The organism is Mesorhizobium sp. B2-4-15 (genome assembly GCF_006658505.1).
In the GTDB taxonomy this organism is placed as follows: Bacteria; Pseudomonadota; Alphaproteobacteria; order Rhizobiales; family Rhizobiaceae; genus Mesorhizobium.
Genome location: NZ_VFUZ01000004.1, coordinates 116039 through 132539, shown reverse-complemented (window position 1 = coordinate 132539; position 16501 = coordinate 116039). Strand labels below are relative to the sequence as shown.

The following is a 16501-nucleotide window of genomic DNA, read 5'->3' as shown; positions in this document are numbered from 1 at the left end:
CGCTATCGGATAATGCAGTGAATTTGGCATGAAGGTGTTATCGTGCTTCGCAATAGCGGCGGCATGTAACAGATTGATGTTGGTCGGTAAGCCCGCCCTTGCCGTTTCGTGTTGCCGAAGGCGCGCAAATCGGTCGGCCCCGTGCACGCCTCTTGCCGCGAATCACCCGCTCGGCTAGTTCCAGCCCATGGGAAAAAGGCTTTTGCCGCCTGAAAATGGCGGCGGTGACAACATCGAGCCGGTCGATCTGAAGAAAGCGCTGGAAGAGCGCTATCTCGCCTATGCGCTGTCGACCATCATGCATCGGGCGCTGCCTGACGTGCGCGACGGACTGAAGCCGGTCCATCGTCGAATCATGCACGCCATGCGCCTGCTGCGCCTCAACCCCGATCAGGGCTTCGCCAAATGCGCCCGTATCGTCGGCGAGGTGATGGGTAAGTTCCATCCCCATGGCGACCAATCGATTTATGACGCGCTGGTGCGGCTGGCGCAGGATTTTTCCATGCGCTATCCCCTGGTCGACGGCCAGGGCAATTTTGGCAACATCGACGGCGATAATGCCGCGGCGATGCGCTACACCGAAGCGCGCATGACCGATGTGGCGACCGAGCTGCTCGCGGGTATCACCGAGGATGCGGTCGACTTCCGGCCGACCTACAACGAAGAAGACGAAGAGCCGGCGGTGCTGCCAGGTGCCTTTCCCAACCTCTTGGCCAACGGCTCGTCCGGCATCGCGGTTGGCATGGCGACATCGATCCCGCCGCACAATGCGGCCGAGCTTTGCGATGCGGCATTGCACCTGATCGAGCACCGGGACGCGCCGGTGGCAAAGCTGATGGATTTCGTCCAGGGGCCGGATTTCCCGACCGGCGGCATCATCGTCGACAGCCGCGCCTCTATCCTCGAAGCGTACCAGACCGGCCGCGGCGGCTTTCGTGTCCGGTCGAAATGGAACCAGGAGGACCAGGGCAGGGGCACCTGGAGCATCGTTGTCACCGAAATTCCCTACGGCGTGCAAAAGGCCCGGCTGATCGAGAAGATCGCTGAGCTCTTGATGGCCCGCAAACTGCCGCTGCTTGAGGATATCAGGGACGAAAGTGCCGAGGACATCCGCGTCGTGCTGGTGCCGAAGAGCCGTTCCGTCGATCCAGGCATCCTGATGGAATCGCTGTTCAAGCTCACCGAGCTCGAAAGCCGCTTCCCCCTCAACATGAACGTGCTGTCGCGTGGCAAGGTGCCTAACGTCCTGTCGCTGAAGGGCGTGCTGCAGGAATGGCTCGACCACCGTCGCGACGTGCTCGTCCGACGCTCGAGGCATCGCCTGGGCGAGATCGAAAGACGGCTGGAGATCCTTGCCGGTTACCTGATCGCCTATCTCAACATCGACGAGGTGATCAAGATCATCCGCGAGGAGGATGAGCCCAAGCAGGTGATGATGGCCCGCTGGTCGCTCACCGACACGCAGGCAGAAGCCATCCTCAACATGCGCCTGCGCGCTTTGCGCAAGCTGGAAGAATTCGAAATCCGCAAGGAATTCGACGGCCTGAGCGCCGAGAAGAAGCAGATCGAGGCGCTGTTGGCGTCCGATGCGAAGCAGTGGTCGACGATCAAGTGGGAAGTCACCAATCTGCGTGAAAAATTCGGCCCGGAGACCGGGCTCGGCAAGCGGCGCACGCAGTTCGCCGACGCGCCCGAGCACGACCTGACCGACATCGCGCACGCAATGATCGAGCGCGAACCGGTCACCGTGGTGGTTTCGGAGAAGGGCTGGCTGCGGGCGATGAAGGGCCATCTGGCCGACCTTTCGACGCTGACCTTCAAGGAAGGCGACAGCCTCAAGCTCGCCTTCCATGCCCAGACCACCGACAAGGTGCTGGTCTTCACAACCGGCGGCAAGTTCTACACGATCGGTGCCGACCGGCTGCCGGGTGGGCGCGGTCACGGCGAGCCGATCCGCATCATCGTCGATATGGACAACGACCAGGACATCGTCACCGCCTTCGTCCACGATCCGAAGCGCAAGCTGCTGCTGGCCTCGTTCGAGGCCAACGGCTTCATCGTGCCGGAGGAGGAAGTCGTCGCCAACACCCGCAAGGGCAAGCAGGTGATGAACGTCAAGGCGCCGGACGAGGCCAAGCGCTGCGTACCGGTCACCGGTGATCACCTGGCTATCGTCGGTGAGAACCGCAAGATGCTGGTCTTTCCGCTTTCAGAAATTCCGGAGATGGGCCGCGGCAAGGGCGTGCGGCTGCAGAAATACAAGGATGGCGGCCTTCTCGACCTGAAGCCGTTCACGCTGGAGACCGGCCTGTCCTGGCAGGATTCTGCCGACCGCACCTTCACCCGCTCGCGTGAGGAACTGGCTGAATGGATCGGCGCCCGTGCGTCGGCCGGGCGCATGGTGCCGAAGGGTTTCCCGAGGACGGGCAAGTTCGGGTGACGTGCTGATCTCCCCCCTCGAGGGGGAGATGTCGCCGAAGGCGACAGAGGGGGTCGGTACGACCTGCCGTGACTCCCTCTTTGTGGTAACGAAGGCCAGCACTTCCGCGGCCTCTGGCCTGCCGGCCATCTCCGCCCCGACAGGGGCGATTCCCAATCATTTGGACTATCGTCACGATTGCTGCACTATATCAGTGCATAACTGACCGGATGGGCCGGAGAGAGCAGGGCATTTGAAGGAAGCGAGAATCCAGAAACCGGAACGGCAGCAGCGCCTGTTTGGCCTGTCGACGCCGCTGCGGTCGGCTGTCATTCCGCCGCTGTCGGCGGCACGCTGGCTGCTGGTGCTGATCGTCGCCGCCGGCGTCTATTTCTTCCACGGCTTCCTGTTTCCCGTTCTGGCGGCGCTCGTCATCGCTTTCGCAAGCTGGCCGCTCTACCGACGCCTCCTTGCCGGGGTCGGCGGCAATCGCACCATCGCCGCGACGTTTGCAATCCTCTTCATTCTCGCCTTCCTGGTCATACCGATCGCCCTTGCCGGCACCTATGCCATCAACGAGGTGCGCGAATGGGTCGGCTGGGCGATCGAGACCAACCGGCACGGTGCGGTGACGCCGCATTGGATCGCAACCATGCCTGCCGTCGGCGACTGGCTGAACGAGCAATGGACCACCAATCTTGGCCATCCCGGCGGCATCGGCGAACTCATCCAACTGGTCAGCGGCGCCAATATCGGCAGCATCTATCGCGGCGCGCTCGCGGCGGGCGGCAGCGCCTTCGGCCTGCTTTTGACGCTGCTCTTCATGATGATCGCTCTGTTCTTCGCTTATCGCGACGGCGAGCATTTTGCAGGCCAGATCGACCGCTTGGGCGAACGTATCCTGCCGACAAGGTGGGAGCGGATTTCGCGCGTCGTCCCCGCGACCATCTCGTCGACCGTGACCGGCATGACCGTCATCGCCATCGGTGAGGGGCTGGTGCTGGGCATCGCCTACTGGCTGGCTGGCGTGCCGTCGCCGGTCACGCTCGGCGCCTTGACCGGCGTCATGGCGCTGATCCCTGGCGGGGCGCCGCTGTCCTTCACCCTGGTGTCGATCTACCTCGCCGCCAGCGGCTCGCCGATGGCCGGCCTGGCGCTGTTCATATGGGGCACGGTCGAGCTGTTCATCGTCGACAAGACGTTGCGCCCGAAGCTCGTCGGCGGACCGATAAAACTGCCCTTCCTGCCAACCTTTTTCGGCCTGATCGGCGGCGTCAAGACCATGGGCTTCCTGGGTCTCTTCATCGGCCCGGTGCTGATGGCGCTGCTGGTCGCGATCTGGCGCGAGTGGCTGCGCGAAGTGGAACTTTCCGACGAGATGGCCGCCGACTCGGCGGCCGAGATCGAGGCCGGTCCACAGATCGAGATCTTGCCGGAACCTGGCGCGGCCAAGAAGGCCAGCGCCTGACCCAAAGCCAGATACCCTTATTCTGGCCCGGTTCTCCTACACCGGATGGTGCACAGCGAAGTCTACCCGGCGCTTGCGGCCGTCATGCAGTTGCCAGAGAGAATGCGCGACCAGCGTGATGATCAGGATCCCGCCGCCGATCAGGCTGTTGCGGGTCGGCGTCTCGGCAAAGACCATCCACACCCAGACGGGCGCCAGCACGGTTTCGAGCAGGTAGAACATCGCCACTTCCGGTCCTGAAATGTATTTTGGGCCGGCGGCGAGGCAGAAGAACGAGATCGGCATGATGACGGCGCCGTTGAAGATGATCCACCCTGGCGCATTCACATGAAAGCCTTCGCCGGTGACCATGAAGGCTGCCAGCCCAAGCGGCAGAAGGACGCCGACGAGTGAGGTGAAACCCATGTCCTTGCCGCTGGCGCGCGAGATGGTGATGGCCACCGCAACGAAGAAAGCCGAGCAAAGCGCCATGAAATCGCCGAAGAAGTGACCGGTGCCGATCGAGCCGCCGACGATGACCAGCACGCCGAGGATCATGACAGCCATGGCAATGATCGTCGCCAGCCGCGGTCTTTCCCCGAGGAATATCCACGACAGCAGCGCCGCGAAGACCGTGTTGAAGGCCAGGATGAACACCAGGTCGGCGGTTGATGTGTGGTACACGGCAGTGATGAAGGTAACGCTGGTCAGCCCATAGCATATGGCGACGGCAAGTCCGGACCAGCCGGGGATGAGCTGCGGGGCGTTCCGGCTCAGGGCGCGCCAGACCGACCAGATGATCATGGCCGCGACGAATGTGGTGCCGGTGCGCAGCAGCATGATCGTCCATGCGCCACCGTCGGCGAGGCGGATCAATGGTATGTCGACAGTCAGTGTCAGCCCGCCGATGGCGGTTATCAAAAGACCTTTCTGGTGATCGTAGGGAGAGGACATGCAGGAACTTTCGCAATGAAATGCAGGCTGGCGGCTGGCCGGTGCAATGGCGCACTGTCTCCAGCCAACCGGCTGAAAGACCAGCATCGCCCGCGTTGAAACAGTTTAAGCGTGGATCGTGGAAAAACTCAGCGTGAAACCGCTTCGTTGGTGTAGCGTTCCCAGCCTTTTGGGCCGAGATGCTCCTGCGGCATGAAGCGCATCTTATAATTCATCTTGCGCGAGCCATTGACCCAGTAGCCGAGGTAGACATGGGGCAGGCCCATCGCCTTGGCGCGGGCGATGTGGTCGAGGATCATGAACGTGCCGAGCGAGCGGCTTTCGAAATCGGGATTGAAGTAGGAATAGACCATCGACAGCCCGTCGGCCATCTTGTCGGTGAGCGCCACCGCGATGAGTTCGCCCTGACCCTTGCCGGTGATGAAGGTATCGGGCCCGCGCCGCCGGTATTCGATCACCTTGGTGTCGACATGGGTGTCCTCGACCATCATGGCATAGTCGAGCACCGTCATGTCGGACATGCCGCCGCGGCGATGGCGGGCGTCGAGATAACTGCGGAACAGCGAATATTGTTCGGTCGAGGGCTCGGCATCGTGCATCGCGCCAACGAGATCGGAATTGTGCTGCAGCACGCGCTTCATGTTGCGGCTGGCAACGAATTCCTGGGCGAGGATGCGCACCGAAACGCAGGCGCGGCAGGTCTCGCAAGCCGGCCTGTAGGCGATGTTCTGCGAACGCCTGAAGCCACCTTGCGTCAGGAGGTCGTTCATCTCGGAGGCCTTGTCGCCGACCAGATGCGTGAACACCTTGCGCTCGAACTGGCCGTCGAGGTAGGGGCACGGCGACGGCGCGGTCAGGAAGAACTGCGGCGACTGGGTCGGATGCTGCGTCATCGAGACTTGGAAATGCTCCTTCGAGTCGCTCTACCTTTGGCGCGGAAAGCGAAAAATTCAACAGGATTGTGAAGGCGCGGGCAAGCGGACGCCTTCACATTTGCGCTGACGCGACGGGAGCGCTTCCGGAAAATGCCATTAACGGCCGGTGCGGCTGACCACCGTGCCGAGCAGAAGGTCATGTAGTGTGCGCTTACGATCAGCGACCAAGGTCACCAGCAGGACCAGCGGCGACAGGATGACGTTGCCGGCCCAGAACAGCACTGAGTGGACGACCGCGGTGAGGCCATCGATCGGCCTGCCGTCGAGTCGGTCGAGGCGAATGCCCATCATCTTCATGCCCGTGGTGGCCTGGTCGGCGCTGCCCAGCGTGTTCCAGATGTAGAGGATGGCGACGGCCGGGACCAGGATGCCGAACAGCATCCAGCCAAGCCCGAGAGTCAAGAGCCCGAGGACGAACACCAGTATGGCGAAGGGAATGGTGAGCAATGCGACGATGATGTAGTCGAGCACGAAGGCCAGGATGCGCCTCGTGCGCACGCCCTCATAGGCCCTGACATCGTCGAGCCGGGTATTGATGATTTCGCCGTCGAGAACGCGCGCGTTCATGTCATTTCCTCGTAACGGGGCCCGACATAGGGTGCGGGCCACTCGATGATGAAATGGTGAAGTCCTGTATCGGAATCAAGGCCAGGACTTTCACCGGGCCGCAAGGCTCGAACCGCGACGAGCACAATCCGAACCGGTTGAATTTGGCGCGCGGATGGCATTAGCTTGTTGCGGCGCAACAAAAGCACTCTGGGAAAGAGGCAAGGGGACAGGGCGACATGGATTACGACATGCTGGTCATCGGCAGCGGCCCTTCCGGCCGCCGCGCGGCGGTGCAAGCGGCCAAGCTCGGCAAATCGGTGCTGGTGGTCGACCGCGGCCGGCGTCTGGGCGGCGTCTCCGTGCACACCGGCACGATCCCCTCGAAAACGCTGCGCGAAACGGTCCTCAACCTGTCAGGCTGGCGCGAGCGCGGCTTCTACGGGCGCGGCTACCGGGTCAAGCAGGACATCTCGGTCGGCGACCTGATCGAGCGCCTGCACAAGACGCTCGACCACGAGGTCGAGGTGCTGCAGCACCAGTTCATGCGCAACACGTCAAGAGCGCGCGTGCGGCGGTGAAGTTCCTCGGCCCCAACAAGGTCAGCCTGACATCGGAAAATGGCGATTACAGCGAAGTCGGTTTCGCCAATGCGCTGATCGCGGTCGGCACCCGGCCGCACCGGCCGAGCGACGTGCCTTTCGACAAGACCCGTGTCTTCGACAGCGACGAGATGCTGGAACTCCACCGCCTCCCCCGCACGCTGACCGTGATCGGCGCCGGCGTCATCGGCGTCGAATATGCCACGATCTTTTCCGCGCTCGATGTACCGGTGACACTGGTCGAGCCGCGCAACTCCATCCTCGATTTCGTCGACCGCGAGATCGTCGACGATTTCATCCACCAGATGCGCGATCGCGGCATGACGATCCGGCTGGGCAGCGCGGTGAAGGAAATCCGCTCCAGGCCCGAAGCCGCCGAGGTGGAATTGGCCGACGGCCGCACCATTCGTTCGGAGGTCGTGCTCTACGCCGCCGGCCGCACCGGGAATGTCGGCAGCCTGGGTCTCGACGTGGTCGGCATCGAGGCCGACTCCAGGGGCCGCATCAAGGTCGATCCGCAGACTTTCCAGACCAGCGTGCCGAACATCTACGCCGCCGGCGATGTCATCGGCTTTCCGAGTCTTGCCTCGACATCGATGGAGCAGGGCAGGGTGGCGGCCTGCCATGCTTTCGGCGTGACGTTGCCACCGCCGCCGGAGACCTTTCCCTATGGGATCTACGCGGTGCCGGAGATCTCCACGGTCGGCCATTCCGAAGAGCAGGTGCGCCAGAGCGGCGGTGCCTATGAGGTTGGTGTGGCGCGCTTCCGCGAGACGTCGCGCGGCCACATCATGGGCGTCGACACCGGCTTCCTGAAGCTCCTGTTCTCGATCGAGACGCGCCGCCTGCTCGGCGCGCATATCGTCGGCGAGGGCGCTACCGAGCTGATCCATATCGGCCAGGCGGTGATCAACCTCGGCGGCACGGTCGACTTCTTCGTCAACAACACCTTCAACTATCCGACGCTGGCCGAGGCCTACAAGATCGCAGGGCTGGATGCCTGGAACAGGATGGGGCGGTAGGCTCTATCCGTCCAGCTGCGACAGCAGCGCCAGCATCACATCGGCCGAAGGCATGGGCAGCACAGCCTCGATTTCCGCCGGCCGCACGCCGGCAATGGTGTCGCTGCCGGCCGCGACCGTTCCGAGCGGCCCGCGGAAACCGTGCTTCGACCAGGCGAGCTCCTGCAGCTTCGGACTGGTCAGTGCTTGCAGCAACCTGTCGACGGTCGGGTCTATGGTGATCAGCGGGTGCGCCGAATAGACCGTCGGACGCGGGTAGAGGATTTCAGGCTTGGCGCCGGCGCCAGCCTGCACGCGCTGCCAGCGCGCCGGGTCGGCAAGCGCCCATTCCACCAGCTGGTTCTCATAGCCCACCGCCATCGGCTCGGCACCAAGACCGCCAGCAATGTACTGGTCGAACAGTTTTCCCGACGATGAGGATTTCAACCCCATGCTGCGGAAGATTGCCTTGGCCTGGTCGCCATGCTGGGCAAGCAGCTCCTGCGTCGCCACGTCGCCGCTCATCAGGCTCAGTACCAGGCCGGCGAACATGAAGCCCGAATTCGAACGGTTGGGATCGGTGGAGACGATCCGGGTGCGGCCATAGAGCTCGGCGATGCCCAGATCCGACCAGTTCTTGCCGGCAAGGATAGCGTCAAGCAGCGCCTTGAGGTCGAGCTGGTTGTAGTCGCCCTTGGCGGCGACCGTGACCAGCCCGCTTTTCTTCAGCCCCTCGACCACCGGTCCCCAGGTGTAGACGACGATCGGCGAATTGAGCACGACCTGGTCGTTACGGATCGCCACACCGCTCTTGCGCGCCAGGTCGACCATGATCGATGAGGATGGCCACAGGAATTGCGGCTTTTGCGTCAACAGTGCCGGCTCGCGGACCATCTCGACCGAGCCGGCGACGCGCGCGTCGAGCTCCAGCCCGTATCCGCCGAGTGCATGGACGACATCCGGATCGGCGAGGAAGGCCTGCTTCTCGCCGCCGATGAAGCCGAACAGATGTGCCCGGTTGCCGAGATAGCCGCGAAATTCCGGCCGGTCTTTCAGCGTCAGATAGCCGCCGGTGCCGGCCGCGGCGGCACCCAGCAGTCCCAGTCCGAAAGCGCGGCGTGAAATGGCCATCAGCGACCGATATCCTCTTTGAGTGATTCCTGAATGAGTCGCAGGTCAACGTCGAGCGTGCCGAGTTCGCTATCGGCAAGGCTGTCGGCATAATGCACGAAGGCATCCTGCAGCTTGGCGATGACAGCACCGACTTTGGCAAGCCGCGCCTGGCTTGGCGCCCGCCGGTTCGCCAGCGTCGCGTAGCCCTCCGCCACCTCCGCCGCTTGCGGCACATAATAGGTAAGGAAGCGCCGCACCGATGGTGCGGTGTCCGGTTTTTGTTCGACCTTGGAAATCACGTCGGCGGCAATGTCGGACAGGTTCTTCACCTTGGCCTTCATATCCTTGTCGGCGATCGAGCCGGCCGCAGCCGTAAGCCGGTCGGCGGCCGGCTGCGCCTGCGCTAGAAGTTCGCGGGCAAACGCGACGCGGCTGCCGTTCATTGTGCTCAGATCGAGCCCTTCGAACAGCTGGCGCGGCGCCAGCACGAACACCAGCCCGGCAAAGACCAGCACCGAAATCACCGCCGAGACAAGGAACGGGAACTGGGTGAGGGCGCTCAGACCGATCAGCAACGCGGCGGACGCCAGACCCGCGACGATCCAATTCCAGTCATTGCCGAACAAGCCGCGCATATCCAGCCTTAATTGTAGCCGCGCGCGGCGCGGAAGGCGCCCGCCAGATCGCCGCCGCCATTGAAGACGCGCGCCGACGTCGCCTTGGCGAGACTGTCGAGCTGGCTCTTGTCGGCGTCGCCGAAGGTGATGCCGAACACTGGTACGCGCACCGGCGCCTGACGCCATTGCTCGAGGAAACGGTCGGCGCTGCCATCGGTGCGGCCGTCGGTCATGATGACGATGGCCGGCAGGTATTTCGCAAGCTCGGCGGTTGCGGTGATCTTCTGCAGCGCCTGTTCGGCGCAGGCATACATGTCCGTGCCGCCGCCGGCATGCTGCTCCGCGACATCGCCGAGCAACTGGCTCTGCCCAGCCGGATCGCCGCTCGCCTCGAAAACGGTGCGCACCGTGCCGTCGAAGGGCAGCACGAAGATGCGGTCCGCGGGCGTCCACTGCGCCAGGACTTCGCTCGCCTTCTCCGGTGTGAACAGGAACTGTGCGGCCGCCTGGAGCTGCTTCTCGCCTTCGTTCTCCATCGAGCCGGAGAAGTCGAAACAGAGCGCCGTCAGCGATGGCTTACGCAAGGCCTGCTGGTAAAGATCGAGCGCCTTTCGGATCACCGCGGGTTCGGGCATGCGGATCGAGGTCACAAGCTTGCCCGGATCGAAATTCCAGTCCGGTTCGGCCGCGGCCTGGATAGCCGAGCCGCCAAGCGGGAGCCGCCGGCCGGTGTCGGCGATGCGTTTGCGCACCGCCTCCGATTGCAGATAGGCGAGCAGGTCGGTGAAGAATTTTTCGACATCCGGGCCGTGGCCATGGTCGATGAAGCCGAGCGGCGAATCGCCGACGGCGACCCCGTCGGCCGGATAGATCGCGTAGAGCGGCTCGTCGCCCATCTGCTTCAACTTATCGTTGGCCTCCTTGAGCGTCGCTTCGTAGTTCCACATCGCGTCATAGAGCGTGCCCTGACGCGCGGAATCGACATAGAGATCGGCGAGCCAGCCGGACGACCCGGAAGACCTCTCGACGCCTTGCAGCAGGGCGCTGACCGTGTCGTGCACAGCCGGATTGTCGAGATCGCCGGGCTCGATCACCTGCTTGCCGCCAAGCGCGCTGGACAGCATGGCGAGATAGGCGCTGGCGCCCGAATTCGACTGCGTGGCCGAGGTCATCAGGAATTTCAGCTTGCCGTCCTTCACCGCGGCGAGGATGTCCTTCATGAACACTTGCCTGCCGACCCAACCGAGTTCGGCGGCCTTGGATTTGCGCACGCCCAAAATGACCGGCATCTGCGCGATCGAGGTCAGGTTGCGCACCTTGCGGCCGGAATCGAACAGATCGACCCAGACGCTCGATGCCGGCCACACCGCATCCTGCCCTAGGCCATCAGGCTTTTGCAGACCGAGCCCGATATCGAGCGACCCCTGATAAGAGATGGTGCAGGTCGCACCCTGCTTGGCGCAGAACTCCTGCACGATCGGCTCCAGCACCGTGTTTTCGGAGCCGGAGACGATCGAGAATTTCATATTGCTGGAATTGCAGGCCGCCAAAAACACGGCGCAGGCCAGGAGCAGAACGGACGTCAGCGTCTTCGGCATGGCGGTTCCGATCAGGCCTGGGTCAGCGCTTTCTTCAAATCGATCGTCATCTGGTCCATCTGCTTTTCAGCGTCGGCCCGCTTCCGGCGGCCTTCCTGCTGGACCTTCAGTACGCCCTGCACCGTGTCGATGAGGTCGCGATTGGCCTGCGCCAAAGTTTCGACGTCGACGATGCCGCGCTGCGCCTGTTCCTCGATCGAGATCGCCTGATCCTTCATCATCTTGGAAGTCTGGCGGATCATCTCATTGGTGGCATCCGTCACCGTCTTTTGCAGCTCAAGCGCCGATTTCTGGTTGGTCAGGCCGAGCAGGATGACCATTTTCTGCTTCCAGGCCGGCACTGTCAGCGCCGAGGTCGCCTGCAAGTTCTCGATCAGCGTCTCGTCGCCTGACTGGACAATGCGGATCTGCGGCAATTGCTGGATGCCGAGTTGGCGCGCCTGCACCAGGTAGAAGATACGTTTTTCAAGGCGATCCAGCGCTTGTACCGCGTCTTGGTAGGTCTGCGCCTCAAGTGTGCCGCCGACATCGCCCCCGGTCGAATCCGCCGCCGCCTTTAGTTTCGGCAGCTCAGTGGCGCGGTAGTCGTCGACGAATTTCTTGCCGGCCTGCACATAGGCGTCGAGCTTGAGGATGGAGTCCTTCGTCTGCTCATGCAGGTCGTCGAGCACGGCGATGTCGCGCCGCAGCGTGTCCTTGTGACGATCGAGTTCGAGACCGATGCGGTCGATCTGGCCGGCGACGTCCTCGTATTTTTCCTTGAAGCGCTCCAGCCGCGCCTTGAACGACGAAAACAGATTGCTGAGAAATCCCTGGTCTTTCAGCGAGGCCGGATCGAGGTTCTTGGCCTTCATGATGATGTCGGTCAGGAGGTTGCCGGTGTCGCCCAGATCGCGGTTGCGCAACTGGGAAAGGATCTTGTCGGCATACTCGCTTACGGCCTGCTGGGCGCGATCGCCGAAAACCGAGATCGCGGCGCGATCACGCACATCGATACTGGTTTCAATCCTGGCTATCTCGGCCGGATTGGCGGCTATGACAGGCAATTGCGAAGTGTCGTCGAGCAGAGTGATGCTGTTCTTGTCGGCCATGCAGACCTCCCCTCAGTGAACAGTATCTCGATAGACAGTCTGTAACAGAGATATGTCGCCGCTGTGGAGAAAGGAAGCCCCAGGCCATTTTAGCGGGTAATTCGGAGTAAATAGCGTTGCCTTTCAGCCTACGTGCGCCACGGCGGCCGGCCCCGCCAGCCATTGCCTGACGATCACGGCGTCCGGATCACCGATTTCGTGGCCCGATGGGATGATCCGGGCCTCGATCTCGCTACCGTGCCGGCTGAGCAGCGTCACCAGCGCCGGCGCGAAGGGTCCGTAGGTTTCGTCGGCCGCCCCGGCGATGATCAGTGCCCGGGTTCCCTTCAGGTCCGTCGCCGGCGTTTGGTCGAGCACGGGCATTGGCCTCAGCAGCGCCGCCCTGCGCACGATGCCGGGATGGAGCAGCATCAGGCTGGAAATCAGGTTGGCGCCATTCGAGTAGCCGAGGAAGGTCGCGTGATCGAGGTCGAGCCCGTGGCGCTTGGCGGCCTGACTTGCGAATGCCGCGAAGGCAGCCGTTTCCCCAAGAACACTCTTCTGTTCGAAACGCGTCGGGGTTATCCGCTCGAACCAGCGAAAACCGTCCTCCTGGGGGATACGGCCACGTGCCGCGACCAGAACGGCGCCGGGCGCGACCCGTCTTGCCAGCGGCACCAGGGTGGTCTCGTCGACGCCCGATCCATGCAGCAGGAAAAGGCATTCACGGCTCTCCCCGCCAGCCCCCAGGAGACGATAGGGAAAGGCCAGATCCATCCGCGGCGGGCTGGTTTCGACGCTGTCGCCAGTCATCCCGCATCCTCTTGATTATATGACGTCCCGCTCAATTTGCCGGCTTCAAAACGCAATATTTTCATGCTCCGCGAAAGTTGATTGAACCAGGCGCATTCCAGCCCGTTTCTGCGCCGATATACTCCCGATGGGAGGAATCGGAGCGGTGCGCCGGGGGTCGCATTGCTGGACATGAACAACCAGCTTTGAGGCCTTTTGTCGATGACCACCCCTGTTTCGCCCGAACGCGACACGCGTATCGATGTACTGCGCGCGCTGGCGCTGCTCACCATTTTCATCGATCATGTGCCAGGCACGGCTTTCGAGACCCTGACCTACAAGAATTTCGGCTTCTCGGACGCGGCCGAGGGATTCGTGCTGATTTCGGGCATCTCGGTCGCGCTCGCCTATGGCACGAAGTTCCGACCGGGCGGCCGGCTTCTCGCGACATTGAAGATGTGGCGGCGGGCTGGCGTGCTCTATATCACCCACATCGTCACGACGATGATGGTGATGGCCCTGTTCTGCGCCGTGGCGGTGCTTGCCAGGCGGCCGGAACTGCTGAAGATGATCAATATCGAGCCGCTGATGAAGAACACGCCGGAAGTGCTGGTCGGCATCGTCACGCTTGGCCACCAGCTCGGCTACAACAACATCCTGCCGGTCTATGCCGCGCTGCTTTTGATGGCACCGGCCTTTGTCCTGTTCATCGGCTACAGGCCCGCCGCGGCACTTGCCGTGTCCGGTGCGCTGTGGCTCGTCGCCGGCATCTGGCAGATCGCCCCGCCCAACTATCCCGAGCCCGGCTTCTGGTTCCTGAATCCTCTGTCCTGGCAGTTCCTGTTCAACATTGGCGTGGCCGCCATGCTGCATGTCAGGCGCGGCGGCGTCATTCCGGTCAACCGCTGGCTGGTTGGCGCCGCCGCCGTCTATGTGCTGGCGGCACTGGCATGGGTGCACAGCCCGCTCTGGGGGCAGATAACGTGGTTCAACCTGCCGGTGGTGATCGGCGGCTTCGACAAGACGTTCCTGTCGCTGCCGCGACTGCTGCACATACTGGCGGTCAGCTATCTGATCGTCGTCTTGCCGGCGCTCTCCAACCTGTTCCGCACCAGTCCCGACCATCCGTTGGCGATATTGGGCAAACGCTCGCTGCCGGTCTTCGTCGCCGGCACGGTGATCGCCATGGTCGCGCAGGTGATGAAACTGGTCAATCCGGGCGGGCTTGCCTATGACAGCCTGTTGCTTTCAGCCGGCATCGCCATGCAGTTCGCACTCGCCTTCTATCTTGAATGGCTGTCGACCATCGGCGGCTCCGGCAAGGTCCGCATGACGCAAAGGGATATCGCGCCGGTGCGTGCGTCTTTCGGTATCTCCGCCGTGGCACGGGCCAATCGCTGAGGGAATGCGGTTCAGCCGCACGGCGGAGCCGACGACCCCCGCACGATCAGTTCGACCGGCAGTTGCTGCCGGCTGACCGGCCCGTCGCTCTCCAGGATCGCCCTGACGGCAAGGCGGCCCATCTCGGCAATCGGCTGGGCGATCGTGGTTAATGGCGGCTCGGATACGGATGCTTCCGGAACACCATCGAATCCGACGACGGAAACATCGCCGGGCACGTTGAGCCCGCGCGCGCTCAGCCATTCGAGCGTCACCAAGGCTATCCTGTCCGACATCGCCAGGACGGCCGTCGGCGGCTGGTCGGAAGCGAAGATGGTTTCGAGCCCCGCCTTCGTGCTCGCCGCGTCGTTGGCGGTCTCGTATACCGGCACTTTGGCTGTGTCGATGCCGACCCGCGAAAGCTCCCGGAGATAGCCGGTGAGCCGGTCGCGCGTCCCGGCATAGGTTGCGGCGCGAACCTGTTCGGGCGAAACAAGTCCTGTCCTGTCATCGACGAAGGGCAGCGCCAGGACGGCAAAGCGGCGATGGCCGAGATCCGTGAGATGGCGCGCCGCGATGCCGGCGCCCGCGATGTTGTCGACACCGATCGCCGCGACCGACCCATCCTCGGAGTCCAGATCAAGCGCCACAAAGGGCAGTTTGCGCTCACGTGCCAATTCCACCAGGCGCGAACCGCCTTCGATGCAGAAGACGATGAAACCGTCGACCAGGGCGCTCTGGATGTTCCAGGCAAGCTGTTCGTTGTTGGCGGCCGAGACCAGGGAGATGCCGGCTCCGGTCGCATCGCAGGCCTGCGAGATGCCCGCCATCATGACGCGCGCAAAGGGATCGTCGAAGAAATAGGAGAGGGGCTCGGCGGTGGCCACGCCAATGGCGTTTACCTTGCCGGCCCGCAGCAGCCGACCCTTTGGATCAGGCCCGCCATAGCCCATCGCTTCGGCTGCTGCCCGAACCCGTTCGCGGACTTCTTCGCGCACGATCTCGGGGCGGCTGAAAACATTGGATGCGGTGCCGTGCGAAACGCCGGCCGCTTTGGCGATGTCGGCCAGCCGGACGGGTCTTCGGTTGCCTGCGGTGAGTGACGCCATTGTGCGTGCCTCCTGACATGCATTTAGCACGTTCCGGATTTGCAGCCAGTACTTTCGTTGGATCGATTCAAATTTCCCTTGACCGGCAACAATCGCAAGTTTATGTTTGAATCGATCCAACCAAGGCGGATTCGTTTCTGTTTGATGGTCTTGAGAGGAGCGTCATGCCTTCCGTCAGCTACCCGTCCGAAGACATCTATCGCAATGATTGGAGCATCGGATCGAGCGCCAACAATTCCAGGCGCCGGGGTAGAACGGGCTCATGGATTCGCGACCGTCGCTTCCTGGTGGAGCGCAAGCGGAGCCGATCGGCGCAACTTTTTGCGCTCGTTGATTGGATCGATTCAATTCAAAGGGAGAAAGGCTATGCATCCCATCAAGCATCTTTTCGAGGACATCTACCGCAACTACTGGGGTATCGCGCCGGCCGCGGAACGGCCGGAGGCGCAACGCCGGACAAAGCCCGCAACGCGCAGTCGCGAGGTGGCGGTCCGACCCGAACGTCGCCGGAGCTGAGCCTTTCCTTCTCCCTAAGGACGTGGACGCGTCAGCGCAGAAATTGCTATCCCCAGCCAGCCTGCGATGAGCAGGGTGCCGCCGATCGGCGCCGACATCGGAAACAGTCTCGATCCGAGGAAATCGCGGGCGAGGAGATCGCCCGCGAAAAGCAGGAGCCCGGCAAGCAGGGCGAAGCTGGCGATCCGCAGAAAGCGATTCGCGCCGACGAGACCGACGGCCAGGAACACCGGCGCGTGCATCAAAAGGAATGACGCGGCGGTGCCGGTGAAGGCGCCGCCGCGGTGCGCGGCTGCTGCCGACAGCGCCACGCCCGCCGCGCCGACGAGACCGCCGGCAAACACAAGCATACGGCTGCCGTTCGGATCGGCGAGGGTCATGTCGGGCTCCTTCTTGCGGCGG

13 protein-coding genes and 1 pseudogene are annotated in these 16501 nt (G+C 63.0%); 4 read left to right on the top strand and 10 right to left on the bottom strand.

Annotation, left to right across the window (positions count from 1 at the left end; translation table 11 throughout):
• Positions 1-187: 187 nt before the first annotated feature.
• Both parC and FJ930_RS06725 read left to right on the top strand, forming a co-directional pair.
• Positions 188-2440 carry a DNA topoisomerase IV subunit A gene (gene parC / locus FJ930_RS06730; protein WP_141836179.1) on the top strand — a complete coding sequence of 751 codons (2253 nt, stop codon included), beginning with the start codon at positions 188-190 and terminating at the stop codon, positions 2438-2440.
• Positions 2441-2672: 232 nt separating this feature from the next.
• Entirely contained in the window at positions 2673-3887 is a 1215-nt protein-coding gene (locus FJ930_RS06725; RefSeq protein ID WP_140738488.1) for an AI-2E family transporter, read from the top strand.
• Positions 3888-3923: 36 nt separating this feature from the next.
• Here the strand turns inward: FJ930_RS06725 and FJ930_RS06720 are convergent, their stop codons facing one another.
• From FJ930_RS06720 to FJ930_RS06710, 3 genes are all read right to left on the bottom strand, one after another.
• A complete protein-coding gene (locus FJ930_RS06720) occupies positions 3924-4820 on the bottom strand; it encodes a DMT family transporter (RefSeq protein ID WP_141836177.1) in 897 nt (298 codons plus the stop codon).
• A gap of 128 nt (positions 4821-4948) precedes the next feature.
• Positions 4949-5713 carry an arginyltransferase gene (locus FJ930_RS06715; protein ID WP_140738494.1) on the bottom strand — a complete coding sequence of 255 codons (765 nt, stop codon included), beginning with the start codon at positions 5711-5713 and terminating at the stop codon, positions 4949-4951.
• A gap of 138 nt (positions 5714-5851) precedes the next feature.
• Positions 5852-6322, bottom strand: coding sequence for an RDD family protein (locus tag FJ930_RS06710; protein ID WP_140738497.1), 471 nt, complete (start codon positions 6320-6322; stop codon positions 5852-5854).
• A gap of 218 nt (positions 6323-6540) precedes the next feature.
• Here FJ930_RS06710 and sthA point away from each other — a divergent pair.
• Positions 6541-7925, top strand: a pseudogene (gene sthA / locus FJ930_RS06705) (Si-specific NAD(P)(+) transhydrogenase).
• 3 nt (positions 7926-7928) lie between these two features.
• Here sthA and FJ930_RS06700 read toward each other — a convergent pair.
• The 5 genes from FJ930_RS06700 to FJ930_RS06680 all read right to left on the bottom strand — a co-directional run bounded on the left by FJ930_RS06700 (position 7929) and on the right by FJ930_RS06680 (position 13115).
• Positions 7929-9035 carry a substrate-binding domain-containing protein gene (locus tag FJ930_RS06700; RefSeq protein WP_141836174.1) on the bottom strand — a complete coding sequence of 369 codons (1107 nt, stop codon included), beginning with the start codon at positions 9033-9035 and terminating at the stop codon, positions 7929-7931.
• Positions 9035-9652, bottom strand: a complete 618-nt coding sequence (locus tag FJ930_RS06695; RefSeq protein WP_141836171.1) for a 5-bromo-4-chloroindolyl phosphate hydrolysis family protein — start codon at positions 9650-9652, stop codon at positions 9035-9037. Before FJ930_RS06695 ends, FJ930_RS06700 begins: the two co-directional genes overlap by 1 nt.
• Before the next feature lie 8 nt (positions 9653-9660).
• The gene (locus FJ930_RS06690; protein WP_141836168.1) at positions 9661-11232 is read right to left on the bottom strand and encodes a substrate-binding domain-containing protein; all 1572 of its coding nucleotides are present in this window, start codon (positions 11230-11232) and stop codon (positions 9661-9663) included.
• An 11-nt stretch (positions 11233-11243) separates the two neighbouring features.
• Positions 11244-12323 (bottom strand): toxic anion resistance protein, encoded by a 1080-nt coding sequence (locus FJ930_RS06685; protein WP_140738511.1) that lies wholly within the window; start codon positions 12321-12323, stop codon positions 11244-11246.
• A 123-nt stretch (positions 12324-12446) separates the two neighbouring features.
• A complete protein-coding gene (locus tag FJ930_RS06680) occupies positions 12447-13115 on the bottom strand; it encodes an alpha/beta hydrolase (RefSeq protein WP_141836165.1) in 669 nt (222 codons plus the stop codon).
• 201 nt (positions 13116-13316) lie between these two features.
• Here FJ930_RS06680 and FJ930_RS06675 point away from each other — a divergent pair, with 201 nt between their 5' ends.
• A complete protein-coding gene (locus tag FJ930_RS06675) occupies positions 13317-14495 on the top strand; it encodes an OpgC family protein (RefSeq protein ID WP_141836162.1) in 1179 nt (392 codons plus the stop codon).
• 11 nt (positions 14496-14506) lie between these two features.
• Here the strand turns inward: FJ930_RS06675 and FJ930_RS06670 are convergent, their stop codons facing one another.
• Together FJ930_RS06670 and FJ930_RS06665 are read right to left on the bottom strand one after the other, a co-directional pair.
• A complete protein-coding gene (locus FJ930_RS06670; protein ID WP_141836159.1) occupies positions 14507-15583 on the bottom strand; it encodes a substrate-binding domain-containing protein in 1077 nt (358 codons plus the stop codon).
• A 530-nt stretch (positions 15584-16113) separates the two neighbouring features.
• Positions 16114-16479, bottom strand: coding sequence for a DUF423 domain-containing protein (locus tag FJ930_RS06665; protein WP_141836156.1), 366 nt, complete (start codon positions 16477-16479; stop codon positions 16114-16116).
• Positions 16480-16501: the final 22 nt, after the last annotated feature.